The following is an 18,675-nucleotide window of genomic DNA, read 5'->3' as shown; positions in this document are numbered from 1 at the left end:
ACACACTCGTCAAATGGCTTGGCTGCGCCGGGAAGGCGGCAGCAACTGGGCAATGGGGCCGGCATTGGCGGCAGCGTCATGCTGGCCGAAGCAGGCGTTGTAGGTGGCGATGATTTCACCAGCGATGGACACGGCGATCTCGATGGGCAGCTTGCCCTTGACCTCGGCCAGGCCCATCGGGCAGCGCATGCGCGCGATCACCGCGTCGTCGTAGCCGCGCTCGCGCAGGCGATGCTCGAACTTGACCCGTTTGGTCTTCGAGCCGATCAGGCCGAACCAGGTGAAGTCGTTGCGCTTGAGAATGGCGGCGGTCAGTTCCAGGTCGAGCTGGTGGTTGTGGGTCATGACGATGCAGTAGCAGCCTGGCGGCAGTTCTGCCACTTCGTCGACCGGCTCCTCGCTGACCACTTTGGTCACCCCGTCGGGGATCAGGGCAGGGAATTCCTGCTCGCGCGAATCGATCCAGCGCACCCGGCAGGGCAGGGCGGCGAGCAAGGGTACCAGAGCCCGGCCGACATGGCCCGCGCCGAACACCGCGATCTGCGCCTGCACCGCGGCCATGGGTTCGAACAGCAGTACATTGACGCCGCCGCAGCACTGGCCAAGGCTTGCGCCGAGGCTGAAGCGCTCCAGGTGCGGAGTGGTGCGGTGCTCTTCGAGCATTTGCCGGGCGATGTGCAGCGCCTTGTATTCCAGGTGGCCGCCGCCGATGGTGTCGAACAGGCCGCTGGCGCTGACGACCATTTTCGAGCCGGCATTGCGCGGGGTCGAGCCGCGCTCCTCGATGATGGTCACCAGCACGCAGGCTTCGCCACGGGACTGGTGGTCGGCGAGGGCGTTGATCCATTGGTGCATGATGCAACCTCTCTATAGCTGCGTCGCGATCCCTGTGGGAGCGGGTTCACCCGCGAATGCGGCGGTGAAACCACTATCGCATTCGCGGGTAAACCCGCTCCCACCGGGCCCTGCATTGTCAGTGAGACACGGTTTCCAGTTCCGGCTCGGCAGGTTGCGCGGCAGCCACCGCCTTGCGCATCTGCTCGCAACCCCACAACACCCGCTCCGGCGTCGCCGGCGCATCCACCTGTGGCTGCACGCGGTAGTCGGCGATGCTGGCCACGGCGTCCTTGATCGCGCACCAGGCAGCGATGCCGAGCATGAACGGCGGCTCGCCCACGGCCTTGGAGTGGAACACGGTGTCTTCCGGGTTCTTGCGGTTCTCCACCAGCTTCACCCGCAAATCCAGCGGCATGTCGGCCACTGCAGGGATCTTGTAGCTGGCCGGGCCGTTGGTCATCAGCTTGCCCTTGGCGTTCCACACCAGCTCTTCGGTGGTCAGCCAGCCCATGCCCTGAATGAAGCCGCCTTCCACCTGGCCGATGTCGATGGCCGGGTTCAGCGAATCACCCACATCGTGCAGGATGTCGGCACGCAGCATCTTGTATTCGCCGGTCAGGGTGTCGACCACCACCTCCACGCAGGCTGCGCCGAAGGCGAAGTAGTAGAACGGCCGGCCACGCGCCTGGCTGCGGTCGTAGTAGATCTTCGGCGTGCGGTAGAAGCCGGTGCTGGACAGCGACACCTGGGCGAAGTAGGCCTGCTGCACCAGCTGCTCGAAGCTGACGATCTGGTCGCGCACGCGCACATGGCCGTTGCGGAACTCGACGTCTTCCTCGGTCACCTGGTAGTGCCGCGCGGCGAACTCGGTCAGGCGCTTCTTGAGGATTTCGGCAGCGTTCTGCGCCGCCTTGCCGTTCAGGTCGGCACCACTGGAGGCTGCGGTCGGCGAGGTGTTGGGCACCTTGTCGGTATTGGTGGCGGTGATCTGGATGCGGCTGAAATCGACCTGGAAGATTTGCGCCACCACCTGTGCCACCTTGGTGTTCAGGCCCTGGCCCATCTCGGTGCCGCCATGGTTCAGGTGGATGCTGCCGTCGGTGTAGATATGGATCAGCGCACCGGCCTGGTTGAGGAAGGTGGCGGTGAACGAGATACCGAACTTGACCGGAGTCAGGGCCAGGCCCTTCTTCAGGACCGGGCTGTTGGCGTTGAAGCGGCGGATCGATTCGCGGCGCTCGGCGTAGTCACTGCTGGCTTCCAGTTCGGCGGTCATCTCTTCGAGCATGTTGTGCTCGACGGTCTGATAGTAGTGGGTGACGTTGCGCTCGGTCTTGCCGTAGTAGTTGGCCTTGCGCACCGCCAGCGGGTCGCGGCCCAGGTGACGGGCGATGTGGTCCATCACCTGCTCGATGGCGACCATCCCCTGCGGGCCGCCGAAACCACGGTAGGCGGTGTTGGAGGCGGTATTGGTCTTGCAGCGGTGGCCGTGCACGGTGGCATCGCCCAGGTAGTAGGCGTTGTCGGAGTGGAACATGGCGCGGTCGACGATCGAGCCGGACAAGTCCGGCGAATAGCCGCAGTTGCCCGCCAGGTCGAAATTGATGCCGTGCAGGCGCCCGTCGTCGTCGAAGCCCACGTCGTATTCGACGTAGAACGGGTGGCGCTTGCCGGTCATGGTCATGTCTTCGACCCGTGGCAGGCGCATCTTGGTCGGCTGGCCGGTCAGGCGCGCCACCACGGCACACAGGCACGCCGGGCTGGCGGCCTGGGTTTCCTTGCCGCCAAAGCCGCCGCCCATGCGGCGCATGTCCAGCACCACCTTGTTCATTGGCACATCGAGTACTTCGGCGACCAGTTTCTGCACTTCGGTGGGGTTTTGCGTGGAGCAGTAGACGATCATGCCGCCGTCTTCGGTGGGCATCACCGAGGAAATCTGCGTTTCCAGGTAGAAGTGTTCCTGGCCACCAATGTGAAGGGTGCCCTGGATGCGGTGCGGGGCACTGGCCAGGGCAGCAGCGGAATCGCCACGCTGGTGGGTGTGGCTGTCGAGCACGAAGTGTTTCTTGCGCAATGCCTCGACCACATCCAGCACCGGCTCCAGGTCTTCATACTCGACGATGGCGGCCATGGCCGCACGGCGTGCGGTATCGAGGTCACGGGCGGCCACGGCGAGCACCGGCTGGCCGAAGAACTCGACCTTGTCGATGGCCAGCAGCGGGTCGCCGGCCACCACCGGGCCGATGTCCTTGAGGCCAGGGATGTCTTCATGGGTGATGGCGATGCGCACGCCCTCGAAGGCATAGCACGGCGTGGTGTCGATGCGCAGGATGCGCGCGTGGGCGCGGTCGGCGGTGCGCGCATAGACGTGCAGCTGGTTGGGGAATTCCAGGCGGTCGTCGATGTACACCGCGTCGCCGGACACATGTTTGTCGGCGCTGTCGTGCTTGACGCTGCGGCCGACCCCGGTAGTCAGGTCCTGGCTGAACAGTTCGGCCATCTCGGCCTGGCTCTTGGCTACGTGATGGTTAGACATAAGCGGTCACCCGAGTTTCGATGTACGGCGTTTGCTGTTCGATGAAGTACTTGCGCAGCAGGTTCTGCGCGGTCAGCAGGCGGTATTCCTTGCTGGCGCGGAAATCGCTGAGCGGGGTGAAGTCTTCGGCCAGGGCCTGGCAGGCGCGCTCGATGGCGGCCTGGTTCCAAGGCTTGCCGCGCAGCGCTGCTTCGCAGGCACGGGCCCGTTTGGGGATCGCCGCCATGCCGCCGAAGGCGATGCGCACACCGCTGACCACGCCGTTTTCGATGCTCAGGTTGAAGGCACCGCACACCGCAGAAATGTCGTCGTCCAGGCGTTTGGACACTTTATAGGCGCGGAACCCCCAGTCGCTGGTAGCGCGCGGCACGATGATCTTCTCGATGAACTCGCTGTCCTGGCGGGCAGTGATGCGGTAGTCGATGAAATAGTCTTCCAGCGGCATCACCCGCTGACGCTCGCCCTGGCGCAGGACGATCTGCGCGTCCAGGGCAATCAGCAGGGGTGGCGAGTCGCCGATTGGCGAAGCGTTGCCGATATTGCCGCCCAGGGTGCCCTGGTTGCGGATCTGCAGCGAGGCGAAGCGGTGCAGCAGGGCGCCGAAGTCCGGGTATTCCTCGTTCAGCGCGCCGTAGCAGTCGGTGAGCGGGGTGGCGGCGCCGATTTCCAGGTGGCTGGCGGTCTTCTCGATGCGCTTGAGCTCGGCCACATGGCCGACGTAGATCATCACCGGCAAGGTCTTGTGGAACTGGGTGACTTCCAGGGCCAGGTCGGTACCGCCGGCCAGCAGCCGCGCTTCGGGGTGCGAGCTGTACAGGTCGGCCAGGTCGGCCACGGTCAGCGGCACCAGGCAGCGCTTGTCGCCGCTGTTCAGTTCGCCGGTCTGGGTTGGCGCAATGGCTTTCAGGCGGCTGATGGTCTGTGCCTGCTGGGCATCGAACTGGTCGCGGCAGGGCTGGCGGCAGCTCTGCTCGGCGGCGTCGAGGATCGGCCGGTAGCCGGTGCAGCGGCACAGGTTGCCGGCCAGGGCTTCCTGGGCCTGGTGCAGGTCGGGGCCATTGCTGTTCTTCTGCAGGGCGAACAGCGACATGACGAAGCCGGGTGTGCAGAAGCCGCACTGTGAGCCATGGCAATCGGCCATGGCCTGTTGCACGCTGTGCAGTTGGCCCTGGTGCTTGAGACCCTCGACGCTGATCAGTTGCTTGCCGTGCAGCGACGAAACAAAGGTCAGGCACGAGTTGAGGCTGCGGTAGCGCAGGCTGTCGTTGCCCTGGTCGTCCTGGGTCAGTTCGCCGACCACCACGGTGCAGGCGCCGCAGTCACCACTGGCGCAGCCCTCCTTGGTGCCAGGTTTGCCCAGGTGCTCACGCAGGTACTGCAGCACCGTCATGTTCGGGTCCAGGGCATGCTCACTACGCAGCTCCTGGTTGACGAGAAACTGGATCACGGGGATGGCCTCGCAATGGTTTTATTGTTGTTGGGCGGACTCTAAGCAAGAGCTGTCCTGCTGGTCAATAAATTTCTGACTCAAAGGTCAGGAAATTGCTCATGTCGCTGCCCAACGGCTCACATTGCCCATATGCCAAGCATAGATTGCGCCGCGCTCGGGGTTGCCTGTCGGGTCAAATAAACCCCCTGGCCCCTCTGCGCGATCAACGGTCAAGTACGCTACAATTCGCTGCTTGTGCCCAGTTCAATGATTTTGAAGGAAAACCATGACGTTCAAGGCCCCGGACAGCCTCTCCGAGCAGATTGCCGATTACCTGGCCGAACGCATCATTCGCGGCGAGCTGGCGCCAGGCGAGCGTATCCAGGAGCAGAAGGTCACCCAGGCGCTGAATGTCAGCCGCGGCTCGGTGCGCGAGGCGCTGCTGATTCTCGAACGTCGGCACCTGGTAGCGATCCTGCCGCGCCGGGGTGCCCATGTGACCGAACTCGACGAGCGCAGCGTGCGTAGCCTGTGCGCACTGATGGGCGAGTTCTACATCCTGCTGGGTAACGCGGTTGCGCAAAAATGGCGCACCGATGCAGACCTGCGCCCGTTCCTGGAGATCCAGCAGCGCTTGCAGCGGGCCCATGACCAACTGGACATCAAGGCCTTCGTCGCCGACAGCTTCGCGGTCATGCGGGCGGCCTATCCGTTCGCTGACAACCCGTTCCTGCAGGAAACCGTGGAAAACCTGCAGCCGGCGATGAGCCGTGCCTATTACCTGTCGCTGGACCAGCGCCAGGCCAACATGATCGATTATCTGGACCTGTTCGCCCGCCTGCTCGACGCCGTGATCGCCCGCGATCTGCCGCGCATTCGCGAGGTGCTCACTGCCTATGGCCAGCGCAGCTGCGAACTGGTGCTGGCGGCGTTGGCCCGAGGCTGACCGATGCGCCTGAAGTGCATTCGCCTCGCCGGGTTCAAGTCGTTCGTCGACCCGACCACGGTCAACTTCCCCAGCAACATGGCGGCCGTGGTCGGCCCCAACGGCTGTGGCAAGTCCAACATCATCGATGCCGTGCGCTGGGTGATGGGCGAGAGCTCGGCGAAGAACCTGCGCGGCGAGTCGATGACCGATGTCATCTTCAATGGCTCCAGTGGCCGCAAGCCGGTCAGCCAGGCCAGCATCGAGCTGGTGTTCGACAACAGCGAAACCACCCTGGTCGGCGAATATGCCGCCTACGCCGAGATCTCGATCCGCCGCAAGGTCACCCGCGACGGGCAGAACAGCTACTACCTCAACGGCACCAAGTGCCGTCGGCGCGATATCACCGATATCTTCCTCGGCACCGGCCTGGGGCCGCGCAGCTACTCGATCATCGAGCAGGGCATGATCTCCAAGCTGATCGAGGCCAAGCCCGAAGAACTGCGCAACTTCATCGAGGAAGCTGCCGGCATCTCCAAGTACAAGGAGCGCCGCCGTGAAACCGAGAGCCGCATCCGCCGCACCCAGGAGAACCTGGCGCGCCTGACCGACCTGCGCGAAGAACTGGAGCGCCAGCTGGAACGCCTGCACCGCCAGGCCCAGGCGGCTGAGAAGTACCGCGAATACAAAGCCCAGGAACGCCAGCTGAAGGCTCGCCTGTCGGCCTTGCGCTGGCGTGACCTGGACGATCGGGTGCGCCAGCGCGAGGCGGTGATCGGTGACCAGGATGTAGCCCATGAGGCGCTGGTGGCCGAGCAGCGCAATGCCGATGCCAGCATCGAGCGCCTGCGCGATGGCCATCACGAATTGTCCGAGCGCTTCAATCAGGTGCAGGGCCGCTTCTACTCGGTGGCCGGTGACATCGCCCGGGTCGAGCAGAGCATCCAGCACGGCCAGCAACGGCTGCGCCAGTTGCAGGATGACTTCAAGGAAGCCGAGCGCACGCGCCTGGAGACCGAGTCGCACCTGGGCCACGACCGTACCCTGCTGGCTACCTTGGGCGAAGAGCTGGCCATGCTCGAACCCGAGCAGGAAATGACCCTGGCCGCTGCCGAAGAAGCCGCCGCTGCCCTTGAAGAAGCCGAGCTGGGCATGCACGGCTGGCAAGAGCAGTGGGACAGCTTCAACAGCCGTTCCGCCGAGCCCCGGCGCCAGGCCGAAGTGCAGCAGGCGCGCCTGCTACAGCTGGAAACCAGCCTGGAGCGCCAGGCCGAGCGCCAGCGCAAGATGGGCGAAGAGCGTGAGCTGCTGGGCAGCGAACCGCAGGATGCGGCCATGCTCGAACTGGCCGAGCAGCTGGCCAGCAGCGAAATGTTGCTGGAAGAGTTGCAGTTGTCGGAAGAGCAGGTGGTCGAGCGCCTGGAGGGCGCACGTGAGCAACTGCAACAGGCCACCCAGGCCCAGCAACAGGCACAGGGCGACCTGCAGCGCCTGGGCGGCCGCCTGGCCTCGCTCGAAGCCTTGCAGCAGGCCGCCCTGGAGCCGGGTGCAGGTGCTGCGCACTGGCTGCACGACCAAGGCCTGGAGCAACAGCCGCGGCTGGCTGAAGGGTTGCGGGTAGAGCCGGGCTGGGAGCTTGCGGTAGAAACCGTGCTCGGCGCCGACCTGCAGGCTGTGCTGGTGGACGACCTCGGTAACCTCGATTTTACCGGCCTGGAGCAGGGCGAGTTGCGCCTGCTGCTGGCCAGCGGTACCGGCTCGTCGCTGCCCGGCAGCCTGCTGGAAAAGGTCGAAGGCCGGGTCGACCTGGCGCCCTGGCTGGGCCAGGTCAAGCCCGTGGAAGACCTTGCCCAGGCACTGGCGCAGCGCGCCTCGCTCGGCGAAGGCCAGAGCCTGGTCAGCCGCGATGGCTATTGGGTTGGCCGGCACTTCCTGCGGGTGCGCCGTGGCGGCGAAGCCGAAGGCGGCGTGCTGGCACGCGGCCAGGAGATCGAGCGTCTGGGCCAGCAGCAACTGGAGCAGGAAGCGGCGCTTGAGCAATTGGAGCAGCAACTGCAGGCCCTGCGCGAGCAGCAGCTGGACCTGGAAGAACAGCGTGAGCAGCTGCGTCGCCGCACCCAGGAAGAAAACCGTCTGCATGGCGAACTGAAGGCCAGCCTGTCGGCTGGTCGCGCACGTGCCGAGCAGGTCGAGCTGCGCCGCCGGCGCCTGCAGGAAGAGCTGGCTGAACTGGAAGAACAGCGCGCCCTTGAGCACGAGCAACTGGGCGAAGCCCGCCTGCTGCTGCAGGAGGCCCTGGAGCTGATGGCCCAGGACACCGAGCAGCGCGAGCAATTGATGGCCCGCCGCGACACCCTGCGCGAAAGCCTCGATCGGGTGCGTCAGGAGGCCCGTCAGCACAAGGATCACGCCCACCAGCTGGCTGTTCGCCTGGGCTCGTTGCGTGCCCAGCACGATTCCACCCGGCAGGCCCTGGAGCGCCTGGAACAGCAGGCCGCGCGCCTGACCGAGCGCCAGGAGCAACTGAGCCTGAACCTGGAGGAGGGCGAAGCCCCGCAGGAAGAGCTGCGCCTGAAGCTGGAAGAACTGCTGGAGCGGCGCATGAGCGTCGACGAGGAAATGCGCCAGGCCCGCCTGCACATGGACGAAGCCGACCGCGAACTGCGTGACGCCGAAAAGCGCCGTACCCAGGCCGAGCAACAGGCCCAGCTGCTGCGTGGCCAGCTGGAGCAGCTGCGCCTGGAATGCCAGGGCCTGGATGTGCGGCGCAAGACCTTGCAGGAGCAGTTGCTGGCCGATGGCTACGACCTGCAAGGCGTGCTCGCCACTCTGGAAGCAGAGGCCAGCGAGCAAGGCACCGAACAGGAACTGGAACAGCTCGAGGCGCGTATCCAGCGCCTGGGGGCGATCAACCTGGCGGCCATCGAGGAGTACGAGCAGCAGTCCGAGCGCAAGCGCTACCTGGACGCCCAGGACGCCGACCTGGTCGAAGCCCTGGAAACCCTGGAAAACGTCATTCGCAAGATCGACAAGGAAACCCGCAACCGCTTCAAGGATACCTTTGATCAGATAAATGCCGGATTACAGGCACTTTTCCCAAAAGTTTTCGGTGGTGGCAGCGCTTATCTGGAACTGACGGGCGAAGATCTACTCGATACAGGGGTAACGATCATGGCGCGGCCACCGGGCAAGAAGAACAGCACCATCCATCTGCTGTCCGGCGGCGAGAAGGCACTGACCGCATTGGCGCTGGTGTTTGCCATCTTCAAGTTGAACCCCGCACCGTTCTGCATGCTCGATGAGGTCGACGCGCCGCTGGACGATGCCAACGTCGGGCGTTACGCCCGTCTGGTCAAGGAAATGAGTGAAAGCGTGCAGTTCATCTACATCACCCATAACAAGATTGCCATGGAAATGGCGGACCAATTGATGGGGGTGACCATGCATGAACCAGGGTGTTCGCGTCTGGTTGCCGTCGATGTGGAGGAGGCCATGGCCATGGTCGACGCCTGATGCTCGACGATAAGGGCATATTCTGTAGCGAAATGCCCCCGCCATGTGCGACAGACGGTGTAAAGTTGTCTTTGGTCGTGCTAGCTTAATGTCACTCGTTTTTTGCGTGGGTAAAACGCCTGTCAGAACATAGAGTTGGCGCCACGTGTTAAAGGGCTTTGAACCCTTTGTTTTCAAGCATATTTTTATAGAGGCACGGGATTACATGGAAATCGGTCTGCGCGAGTGGCTGATCGTCATCGGCATCATTGTCATTGCCGGGATTCTTTTCGACGGCTGGCGCCGCATGCGCGGCGGGAAAGGCAAGTTGAAATTCCGTCTGGATCGCAGTTATTCCAACCTGCCGGACGAAGAGGGCAATGCCGAAGTGCTTGGCCCGTCGCGGGTGCTGGATACCCACAAGGAGCCTGAGCTGGATGAAAGCGACCTGCCGTCGCTCAGCGCTTCTGCGCGTGATCGCGAGCGTGAGCCCAAACCGGCCAAGGCTGCCAAGCGCGGCAAGCGCGCCACCGCGGCTGCAGATGCACAGCAGGGCGACCTGAACCTGAGCGCCGAGCCGCGCGAGCCCGACCTGTTTGCCGACAGCGATGACGACTTTGCCGCGGAAAATACCCGCAGCAACGGTGCGGCGCCTGCCAGCAGCAGCGTCAAGGAGCTGCCGCCGGCTGAGGAGGTACTGGTGATCAGCGTCATCTCCCGCGACGAGAGTGGCTTCAAGGGCCCGGCGCTGCTGCAGAACATCCTGGAAAGCGGCCTGCGCTTCGGTGAAATGGACATCTTCCACCGTCACGAGAGCATGGCCGGTCACGGCGAGGTGCTGTTCTCCATGGCCAACGCCGTCAAGCCCGGTGTGTTCGACCTGGACGACATCGACCACTTCAGCACCCGCGCGGTAAGCTTCTTCCTCGGCCTGCCGGGCCCGCGTCATCCGAAGCAGGCCTTCGACGTGATGGTGGCTGCGGCGCGCAAGCTGGCGCACGAACTGAACGGTGAGCTCAAGGACGACCAGCGCAGCGTGCTGACTGCCCAGACCATCGAGCACTACCGCCAGCGCATCGTCGAGTTTGAGCGCCGTGCGCTGACCCAGAAGCGCTGACAGATCCAGACGAAAGAGCAGCCTGAGGGCGTGCTGGTCGGTTCGGGTGATGCTGTTGTCCTGTGCCGGCCTCTTCGCGGGTAAACCCGCTCCCACAGGGATACCACAAACCGCAAGGGCAGTGGAGTCCCTGTGGGAGCGGGTTTACCCGCGAAGAGGCAGGCACAGGCAATAAAACCCTGAACACCAGGCACCACCCCCAGGCTGCTCTTTTGCTTTGCAAGAGAAGACAAATCCCATGACCGCCGAAACCCGTATCCACGAACTGCGTGCCGAGCTCGACCAGCACAACTACCGCTACTACGTGCTCGACGAGCCAAGCGTGCCCGATGCCGAATACGACCGCCTGTTCAACGAGCTCAAGGCGCTTGAAGCCGAACACCCGCACCTGGTGACCCCTGACTCGCCCACCCAGCGCGTTGGTGGCGAAGCCCTGTCCGCGTTCAGCCAGGTGCGCCACGAAGTGCCCATGCTCAGCCTGGGCAACGCTTTCGAAGAGGCCGACCTGCGTGAATTCGGCCGCCGGGTGGTAGACGGGCTTGATCAGCCCGGTGCGGTCGACTACAGCTGCGAGCCCAAGCTCGACGGCCTGGCGGTGAGCTTGTTGTACCGCGACGGCCAGCTGGTGCAGGGCGCCACCCGTGGCGACGGCACCACCGGCGAAGACATCAGTGCCAACGTGCGCACCGTGCGCAACATCCCGCTCAAACTGCAAGGCCAGGGGTGGCCGGCGGTGCTGGAGGTGCGCGGCGAGGTGTACATGAGCAAGGCCGGTTTCGACCGGCTCAACGCCGCCCAGGCCGAAGCCGGCGGCAAGACCTTCGCCAACCCGCGCAACGCCGCAGCCGGCAGCTTGCGTCAGCTGGATTCGAAAATCACCGCCAGCCGCCCGTTGGAGTTCTGCTGCTATGGCGTCGGCCAGGTGTCCGCGAGCATTGGCGACAGCCACATCGGCATCCTCGAGCAGCTCAAGGCCTGGGGCCTGCCGATAAGCCGCGAACTCAAGCATGCCGCCGGCATCGAAGAATGCCTGGCCTACTACCGCGACATCGGCGAGCGACGCAACAGCCTGCCTTACGAAATCGATGGCGTGGTGTTCAAGGTCAACAGCCTGGCCGCCCAGCGCGAACTGGGCTTCCGCGCACGTGAGCCGCGCTGGGCGATTGCCCACAAGTTCCCGGCCATGGAAGAGCTGACCGAGGTGCTGGATGTCGAGTTCCAGGTCGGCCGCACCGGCGCGGTAACGCCCGTGGCACGACTGAAGCCGGTCAAGGTAGCCGGTGTGACCGTGTCCAACGCCACCCTGCACAACATGGACGAGATCGCCCGCCTGGGCCTGCGCATTGGCGACACGGTGATCATCCGCCGCGCCGGTGACGTGATTCCGCAGGTGATGCAGGTGGTGCTGGAGCGGCGTCCGGAAGATGCACGCCCGGTGCAGGTGCCGAGTGAATGCCCGGTATGCGGCTCGCAGGTCGAGCGTACCCAGCTGGTCAAGCGTAGCAAGGGCAAGGAAACCACCAGCGAGGGCGCGGTGTACCGCTGCGTCGGTCGCCTGGCCTGTGGCGCCCAGCTCAAGCAGGCGATCATCCATTACGTGTCGCGCCGCGCCATGGACATCGACGGCTTGGGTGAGAAAAGCGTCGAGCAGTTGGTGGACGAAGGCCTGATCGGTCCGCCGGCCGACCTGTACAAGCTGGAGTTCGACCAGATCGTCGGCCTGGAAGGCTTTGCCGAGGTGTCCAGCAAGAAGCTGCTGGATGCCATCGAAGCCAGCAAGCGCCCGAGCCTGGCGCGCTTCATCTACGCCCTGGGCATCCCGGACGTAGGCGAGGAGACCGCCAAGGTACTGGCCCGCTCGCTGGGCAGCCTGGCGCGCGTGCAGCAGGCGCTGCCGCAGGTGCTTACCTACCTGCCGGACATCGGCCTGGAGGTGGCGTACGAGATCCACAATTTCTTCGAGGACGAGCACAACCGCAAGGTCATCAAGCAATTGCTCGATAGCGGCATGCAACTGCAGGACGAAGGCGAGCTGGCTGCCGAGTTCGCCGCCAGCACCACGCTGGCCGGCATGATCGCCAAGCTCGACATCGCCTCGGTTGGCCCGACCGGTGCCGAGAAACTGGTGGCCAAGCTCGACAGCCTGGAGAAGATCATTGCCGCCGACGGCATCGACCTGCGCCAGGCCCTGGCGGCCAAGCAGGCCGACGCCGTGCGCGAGTTCTTCAAGGATGAAGCCAACCAGAAACTGGCCCGGGACATCGAGGCACAGTTGCTGGCGTTCGGCATGCACTGGAGCAGCGAGAAGAAAGTCGCCGAAGGCCTGCCGCTGGCCGGCCAGACTTGGGTGCTGACCGGTACCTTGGAGCGCATGAGCCGCGACATCGCCAAGGAAAAGCTGGAAAGCCTCGGCGCCAAGGTGGCGGGTTCGGTTTCCGGCAAGACCCACTGCGTGGTGGCGGGGCCGGGGGCGGGGTCCAAGCTGGCCAAGGCGAGCGAGTTGGGGGTCAAAGTGCTGGACGAAGATGCCTTCGTCACCTTCCTGGGCGAGCAGGGCATCGCTGTCTGAAAGGCCAAGGCCAGATCCACTGGCTTGCACGGTCCTTGTGGGAGCTGGCTTGCCGGCGATCACCGGCAAAGCCGGTGCCATCCACCGCGGTGCCTGCTTCGCGGGCACGCCCGCTCCCACAGGTCCTGCGCTGGTCTTGCTGTCAGCGCTACCCCTGTAGGAGCGGGTTCACCCGCGAATTGGCAGTCCCATGCCATCCTGACCCGGACAAGTCATTGAGAAATGATGACTTTTTCTCCTCCAGAGGTTGTATCTGCCCCCAAGACCGGTACAATGGCGCCACTCGCTGTTCAGCGAGCCTTGTAGTGGTGGCCCCATCGGTCCCCCCGCATTGATTACCCGTTAACCTGGTCAGGCCCGGAAGGGAGCAGCCATAGCGGGAACATCGAGTGCCGGGGTGTGGCTGGTGGGGCTGCCTCCTTTTCAGGTCCTTGAATTCTCAAGGATTTCTCGCATTACCCTACTCGATTTCTCCTCAAGCGCATTGCGAAGCTACACGAACGAGGTTTTCAGAAAAGAGCCCTCGCTGATAAACGTAGACTTTCCCGCCCATGTCCCCTTTGAACGTCTCGATCACATTGTCCGCCGCAACAGGGCTGCTCAGGATCACGCGATAGCTTCGGCTCGTATGGGTGACGTTTGGCGATTGCTGATTTTCTTGCAGCTTCTGCATGACGCAAGCGGAAAAAGCTTCTGGAGATTTGGCGGTTACCAACTCCTTTGTCGGTTGGTTAGGCGCGGATGCGCACCCCGCCAGCAGCGTGATAGTGAAGGAGGCAGCAGCAAAAGGCAGAAAGCGCATCAGACAGTCCGGATTTGAGGTTCAGGCGTCATTCTCCATTTCATTTGGCTGATAGAAAACAGGCAAATATCGATATTATCTATCATCGATCTTGATGATTAGGCGGAGTAGGCACTGTCGTCCTACCCCCATCGAAAGCCCGTATCAGCAGGTATTCATTACTTTAGAGAAACCTGTCCGGAGGCCGAGCGTTGTGCTGTTCGGCAAATGCCTTTACAGGTTGTACTTCTCATCGATCCTGCGTTTGTCGAGCGTGTAGCGCTTGAGGTCGATCGAGTCCGATTCCAGTTGGGCATCAAGCTCGTCCATGTCGCGCTTTTTTAGCGTTGCAAGGTGGGCTTTGGTGGCTTGGTAGTTGAGCATCTCTGCGGCGTCATGCCCGCTCACCGGGTCCCAGAGAATCGAGATTGGCCACAGCAGCAGGTTCACTACGCCAAAGCCGTATGCGCGTCCGTAAAACGAGCCTCCACCCGGAAGCAGGCCAAGGCCGGCAGCTAGCCCAGGGCTTTTTTCCTGAACCGCGAGGTTTCTGGCGCGATAGCTGGCAAGTTCCGATTCCTGGGCTGAATTGAGGCCGGTTGCACAACCCGTGGTCAGTGCTATCAGGGCGGCAGCGGTCAAATTGCGTACTGTGGACATACAGCATTTCCTAAATATGGGTACTTTTCTCGGCGCATGGCTGGGCGCGGAGGCGCGCCACTTTACACTGAGTGGTGGCGCATTGATATCATTTGGGGTGTGAGTGCAGGCCGGGTGATTATTCTGGATGGTTCAAGGCAGCCGTTGATCGCTTGGGCCTTTTCCCATACCCCATGGCCGACAGCTTCATCAGCCGCTGGAATTTCGGGCATGCCAGGTGATCTTGCTCAGGGCACTGCGCGGCATGCCGCAAGCCCTTGCTCATCGCCTGCAAGCGTTTGACCCGGGCATCCAGTTCGTCGGCTTTGGCTATCAGCATCTGCCGGTCGACCTGCAGGTCCACCAGCATTGCCCCCACCTCATCCAGCGAAAAACCCGCAGCCTGGCCCAGGGCGATCAACGCCAGTCGGTCTGCAACATCGGCTGCGAACTGCCGCCGCTGGCCGCGCCCGGCAAGTGATTTGAGCAAACCTTTCTTCTCGTAGTAGCGCAGCGTCGAGGCGGGTACGCCTGTGCGTCTGGCGACGTCGGCAATGTCCATTTCGGGCCCTTGACTTGAAGTTGACTTCAACTTCTATGCTGCGCGGCATGCTGATGACCGTCAATCTTCGAGGGCTTGTTCAATGACGTTTACCGCGATGTTTTCCGCTGCTTTGCCAATTGGTATCGGTGCCACGATGGTGATGGACTTGTGGGGGCTGCTGCTGAGGCGGATGGGTGTCGCCACGCTGAATTTCGCCATGGTCGGGCGTTGGGCGGGGCATTTGCTGCACGGGCGTGTGCGGCACCAGGCGATTGCCAAGGCAGAACCGGTGCGGCATGAGCTGGCGTTGGGATGGGGGATTCATTACGCCATCGGCGTGCTGTTCGCGATGTTGCTGGTTGTGATTGCAGGGGAAGGGTGGCTATTGGCGCCTACTCTTTTGCCTGCGGTGGCGGTCGGTGTGGGTACGGTCCTGGCACCGTTGTGTTTCATGCAGCCGGCAATGGGCGCGGGGTTCTTTGCGTCGAGGACGCCGACGCCTGCGCGCAACTGCCTCAAGAGCCTGGCCACGCATTTTGTGTTTGGCGTGGGGATGTTCTTGAGTGCGGGTTTGCTGGCGAGCGCGCAATCAGCCTGCTGACAGCACCACCAGGCTTGAGCCTGCAATAGAAACTGTGTCTGCACCGCACAATCCTGTGGGAGCGGGCATGCCCGCGAAGAAGGCAACTCGGTGGATGGCACCGGCTTTGCCGGTGTTCGCGGGCTTGCCCGCTCCCACAGTGACCGCGCCGGCTTTGAGATTTCGATTCAGAGAGTTGCTGCCGATACTCCAAGGGATCAGGGGCGAGCCACAGACATGGGTTCCTGGTTGCCCGCGCCCCCATACCGCTGCACGATCCGCTCGATCTCGCCCGACTGCTTCATCCGTACCAGTGCCCGCAGCAACCCTTGGGTCGGTATCGCCGGGTCATTGCGTACCATGCATCCCAGGTCCTGGTCCTCCAGCACCGCCAGCGCCTGCAATTGCTGCTCGGCGGGGAGACCCTGGTTGAACCACTGCAGCGACAGCTGGTTGCTTACCGCATGCCGATAGCGCCCGGCTTGCAGCTTCTGCAGCACCAGCAACTGGCTGCGGCTGTCTTCGCGGTGCAGGCGGCCCTGGTCGAGCAGCGGTTGCAAGGTCGGATAGGCGTAGCCAAGCACTGTGCCGATGGCCTGGGCAGGCAGTTGCTCCGGGGGCAGCGGGGTACTGTCGCCAGCGCGGCCTACCAGCAGGTCCCGCTGGTGCAGCAGCGGGACGCTCCAGACAAAATCCCTCGGCCGGTCATTGAACCACTGGGTGCTGACGTAGCAGCGCACATCGATATCACCGCTGTTCATCGCCTCCTGCAGGCGCAGCCGGGCCATGACATGGTATTCGGGGCGTACGCCCACCTCTTTGGCCAAGGCCTGCATCAGGTCGTACAGCATGCCTTCTACTGGCTGGTCGCCTTCGATGCGCACCAATGGCATGCTCCAGCTTTCGGCGACAGAAAAACGCAACACGGGCTGTTCAGCCTGGCTGTAGGTACTCCACAGCAGCAACAGGGCCAGCAGTCTTTGCAAAGGCAATCCTCCCTGGATGGCACATCAGTTTCAAAGCTTAGACGACTTGCGCAGGGTGCAATTTTGCCCCCGCTCCGCTAGCATTAGCGATCTTCCGCTCGATCAGGCTACGATGGTTTTTCGATGAGTTATCAGGTTCTTGCACGTAAATGGCGTCCGCGCTCGTTCCGCGAAATGGTCGGCCAGACCCATGTGCTCAAGGCCTTGATCAATGCCTTGGACAACCAGCGCCTGCACCATGCCTACCTGTTCACCGGTACGCGGGGCGTGGGCAAGACCACCATCGCCCGTATCATCGCCAAGTGCCTGAACTGCGAAACCGGTATCACCTCCACGCCCTGTGGCACCTGTTCGGTGTGCCGGGAGATCGACGAAGGTCGTTTCGTCGACCTGATCGAGATCGACGCCGCCAGCCGCACCAAGGTCGAGGACACCCGCGAATTGCTCGATAACGTGCAGTACGCCCCGAGCCGTGGGCGCTTCAAGGTCTACCTGATCGACGAAGTGCACATGCTCTCGACCCACTCGTTCAACGCCTTGCTCAAGACGCTGGAAGAGCCGCCGCCCTACGTCAAGTTCATCCTCGCCACCACCGACCCGCAGAAACTGCCAGCCACCATCCTGTCGCGCTGCCTGCAGTTCTCGCTGAAGAACATGAGCCCGGAGCGGGTGGTCGAGCACCTCAGCCATGTGCTGGCCGCCGAGAACGTGCCGTTCGAGCCGGATGCCCTGTGGCTGCTGGGCCGTGCCGCCGATGGTTCGATGCGCGACGCCATGAGCCTGACTGACCAGGCCATCGCCTTTGGCGAAGGCAAGGTCCTGGCCGCCGATGTGCGGGCCATGCTCGGCAGCCTCGATCATGGCCAGGTTTATGGTGTGCTGCAGGCGCTGCTCGAAGGCGATGCCCGGGCCTTGCTGGAGGCCGTTCGCGACCTGGCCGAGCAGGGGCCGGACTGGGCTGGCGTGCTGGCCGAGATGCTCAATGTGCTGCACCGCGTAGCCATTGCCCAGGCGCTGCCGGAAGCGGTGGACAACGGCCAGGGCGACCGTGAGCGGGTGCTGGCGCTGGCCTCGGCATTGCCAGCCGAGGACGTGCAGTTCTATTACCAGATGGGCCTGATCGGCCGCCGTGACCTGCCACTTGCGCCAGACCCGCGCGGCGGTTTTGAAATGGTCCTGCTGCGCATGCTGGCGTTCCGCCCCGCCGACACCGACGACGCGCCGAAGCCGGTACTAAAGCCAGTGGGGATCAGCCAGGCCACAGCTGATCCTGCAACACAGGTGGCAGCGCCGGCGGTTGCCGTGGCGCCGCCGGCCGCTGCTGTCGTCGAGCCTGTTGCACCGGTTGTCACGCAACAAGTGCAGGCGCCCGCACCGGTCGAGCCAGCGCCACAGCCGGTTGTCGAGCCTGCCCCGGTCATCGAGCCACAGCCAGAACCAGAACCAGAACCGGTGGCAGAGGTGGTCGACCTGCCATGGGAAGAGCCCGCGCCAGCGGCAGCACCGGTAGTGGCCGAGCCTGCACCGGTTCCTGCACCGCCCGCTGCGCCCACGCCGGCACCTGCCGCCCCGGCACACGACGACGAGCCGCCCTTCGACCCGTCCGCCTATGCCGCCGTGGGCATGGACCGCGACGATGAACCGCCACTGGACGAAGACTATTACGGCGGCGAAAGCGACCCGGTCGGCTTCAGCTACCTAGACGAACTGGCCGAACATGTGCAGGAAGAAGCACCCAAGCCGGTAGCTGAACCGCTGCCGGCAGCCAAGCCGGCCACCGGCCTGGCCTTGCAATGGCTGGAATTATTCCCACAGTTGCCTGTGTCCGGGATGACAGGCAACATCGCGGCAAACTGTACGTTGATTGCCGCTGATGGCGACGACTGGCTGCTGCACCTGGACCCTGGCCAGGGGGCGCTGTTCAACGCCACACAGCAGCGGCGCCTGAACGACGCGCTCAACCAGCACCTGGGGCGCACGCTGAACCTGCGCATCGAGCTGATCCTGCCCGAGCAGGAAACCCCGGCGCAGGCGGCGGCGCGCAAACGCGCCGAGCGCCAGCAGGACGCGGTCACCTCGATCGAGCAGGATCCGTTGATCCAGCAGATGATCAAGTTGTTCGGCGCCAAGGTGCGGCAGGATACTATTGAGCCTGTAGAAGCCCTGGTTAACCAGGGCCAGTAACGGATAACCATGCGGCCGGCCCGGTGCCGGGCCGCATCACATGACCCAATCGAGGT

The 18,675-nt window shown here is 63.6% G+C and carries 13 protein-coding genes and 1 other RNA gene; 7 read left to right on the top strand and 7 right to left on the bottom strand.

Annotated features, from left to right (window positions below):
* Positions 1-9 precede the first annotated feature (9 nt).
* The 3 genes from xdhC to xdhA form a co-directional block, all read right to left on the bottom strand.
* Positions 10-855: a xanthine dehydrogenase accessory protein XdhC gene (gene xdhC, locus JV551A3_RS22470; RefSeq protein ID WP_133974283.1), complete on the bottom strand. Its 846-nt coding sequence runs from the start codon at positions 853-855 to the stop codon at positions 10-12.
* Positions 856-973: 118 nt separating this feature from the next.
* Complete coding sequence (gene xdhB, locus JV551A3_RS22460) at positions 974-3,373, bottom strand: xanthine dehydrogenase molybdopterin binding subunit (protein ID WP_133974279.1); 2,400 nt, start codon at positions 3,371-3,373, stop codon at positions 974-976.
* A complete protein-coding gene (xdhA, locus tag JV551A3_RS22455; protein ID WP_133974277.1) occupies positions 3,366-4,820 on the bottom strand; it encodes a xanthine dehydrogenase small subunit in 1,455 nt (484 codons plus the stop codon). Before xdhA ends, xdhB begins: the two co-directional genes overlap by 8 nt.
* 268 nt (positions 4,821-5,088) lie before the next feature.
* On the opposite strand from xdhA, the gene JV551A3_RS22450 reads away from it, so the two are divergent.
* The 5 genes from JV551A3_RS22450 to ffs all read left to right on the top strand — a co-directional run bounded on the left by JV551A3_RS22450 (position 5,089) and on the right by ffs (position 13,317).
* Positions 5,089-5,748, top strand: coding sequence for a GntR family transcriptional regulator (locus JV551A3_RS22450; protein WP_015271155.1), 660 nt, complete (start codon positions 5,089-5,091; stop codon positions 5,746-5,748).
* Positions 5,749-5,751: 3 nt separating this feature from the next.
* Positions 5,752-9,240: a chromosome segregation protein SMC gene (smc, locus tag JV551A3_RS22445; RefSeq protein WP_133974275.1), complete on the top strand. Its 3,489-nt coding sequence runs from the start codon at positions 5,752-5,754 to the stop codon at positions 9,238-9,240.
* 205 nt (positions 9,241-9,445) lie between these two features.
* Positions 9,446-10,336: a cell division protein ZipA gene (gene zipA, locus JV551A3_RS22440; protein ID WP_112253032.1), complete on the top strand. Its 891-nt coding sequence runs from the start codon at positions 9,446-9,448 to the stop codon at positions 10,334-10,336.
* Positions 10,337-10,574: 238 nt separating this feature from the next.
* Positions 10,575-12,905, top strand: a complete 2,331-nt coding sequence (gene ligA / locus JV551A3_RS22435; RefSeq protein ID WP_133974273.1) for an NAD-dependent DNA ligase LigA — start codon at positions 10,575-10,577, stop codon at positions 12,903-12,905.
* 315 nt (positions 12,906-13,220) lie between these two features.
* Positions 13,221-13,317, top strand: an RNA gene (gene ffs / locus JV551A3_RS22430) — signal recognition particle sRNA small type.
* 63 nt (positions 13,318-13,380) lie between these two features.
* On the opposite strand, the gene JV551A3_RS22425 is transcribed toward ffs, so the two are convergent.
* The 3 genes from JV551A3_RS22425 to JV551A3_RS22415 form a co-directional block, all read right to left on the bottom strand.
* Entirely contained in the window at positions 13,381-13,707 is a 327-nt protein-coding gene (locus JV551A3_RS22425) for a hypothetical protein (protein ID WP_133974272.1), read from the bottom strand.
* A gap of 213 nt (positions 13,708-13,920) precedes the next feature.
* Positions 13,921-14,346, bottom strand: a complete 426-nt coding sequence (locus tag JV551A3_RS22420) for a hypothetical protein (protein ID WP_133974269.1) — start codon at positions 14,344-14,346, stop codon at positions 13,921-13,923.
* Positions 14,347-14,464: 118 nt separating this feature from the next.
* Positions 14,465-14,887: a helix-turn-helix domain-containing protein gene (locus JV551A3_RS22415; RefSeq protein WP_133974267.1), complete on the bottom strand. Its 423-nt coding sequence runs from the start codon at positions 14,885-14,887 to the stop codon at positions 14,465-14,467.
* A gap of 82 nt (positions 14,888-14,969) precedes the next feature.
* On the opposite strand from JV551A3_RS22415, the gene JV551A3_RS22410 reads away from it, so the two are divergent.
* Entirely contained in the window at positions 14,970-15,470 is a 501-nt protein-coding gene (locus JV551A3_RS22410) for a DUF2938 domain-containing protein (RefSeq protein WP_133974265.1), read from the top strand.
* Positions 15,471-15,667: 197 nt separating this feature from the next.
* On the opposite strand, the gene JV551A3_RS22405 is transcribed toward JV551A3_RS22410, so the two are convergent.
* Positions 15,668-16,435 carry a substrate-binding periplasmic protein gene (locus JV551A3_RS22405; RefSeq protein ID WP_133974263.1) on the bottom strand — a complete coding sequence of 256 codons (768 nt, stop codon included), beginning with the start codon at positions 16,433-16,435 and terminating at the stop codon, positions 15,668-15,670.
* Positions 16,436-16,558: 123 nt separating this feature from the next.
* Between JV551A3_RS22405 and dnaX the strand changes: the two genes are divergently transcribed.
* Positions 16,559-18,619: a DNA polymerase III subunit gamma/tau gene (gene dnaX, locus JV551A3_RS22400; protein ID WP_133974261.1), complete on the top strand. Its 2,061-nt coding sequence runs from the start codon at positions 16,559-16,561 to the stop codon at positions 18,617-18,619.
* Positions 18,620-18,675 lie beyond the last annotated feature (56 nt).

Source organism: Pseudomonas inefficax (genome assembly GCF_900277125.1).
GTDB classification, from domain to species: domain Bacteria; phylum Pseudomonadota; class Gammaproteobacteria; order Pseudomonadales; family Pseudomonadaceae; genus Aquipseudomonas; species Aquipseudomonas inefficax.
The sequence above is the reverse complement of the archived record's forward strand: the minus strand, read 5'-3'. Positions and strand labels throughout refer to the sequence as shown.

Bases quoted from the DNA above. Each gene is read 5' to 3' on its own strand.
- xdhC (WP_133974283.1), bottom strand. From the start codon at position 855: ATGCACCAATGGATCAACGCCCTCGCCGACCACCAGTCCCGTGGCGAA.
- xdhB (WP_133974279.1), bottom strand. From the start codon at position 3,373: ATGTCTAACCATCACGTAGCCAAGAGCCAGGCCGAGATGGCCGAACTG.
- JV551A3_RS22450 (WP_015271155.1), top strand. From the start codon at position 5,089: ATGACGTTCAAGGCCCCGGACAGCCTCTCCGAGCAGATTGCCGATTAC.
- smc (WP_133974275.1), top strand. From the start codon at position 5,752: ATGCGCCTGAAGTGCATTCGCCTCGCCGGGTTCAAGTCGTTCGTCGAC.
- zipA (WP_112253032.1), top strand. From the start codon at position 9,446: ATGGAAATCGGTCTGCGCGAGTGGCTGATCGTCATCGGCATCATTGTC.
- ligA (WP_133974273.1), top strand. From the start codon at position 10,575: ATGACCGCCGAAACCCGTATCCACGAACTGCGTGCCGAGCTCGACCAG.
- JV551A3_RS22425 (WP_133974272.1), bottom strand. From the start codon at position 13,707: ATGCGCTTTCTGCCTTTTGCTGCTGCCTCCTTCACTATCACGCTGCTG.
- JV551A3_RS22420 (WP_133974269.1), bottom strand. From the start codon at position 14,346: ATGTCCACAGTACGCAATTTGACCGCTGCCGCCCTGATAGCACTGACC.
- JV551A3_RS22415 (WP_133974267.1), bottom strand. From the start codon at position 14,887: ATGGACATTGCCGACGTCGCCAGACGCACAGGCGTACCCGCCTCGACG.
- JV551A3_RS22410 (WP_133974265.1), top strand. From the start codon at position 14,970: ATGACGTTTACCGCGATGTTTTCCGCTGCTTTGCCAATTGGTATCGGT.
- dnaX (WP_133974261.1), top strand. From the start codon at position 16,559: ATGAGTTATCAGGTTCTTGCACGTAAATGGCGTCCGCGCTCGTTCCGC.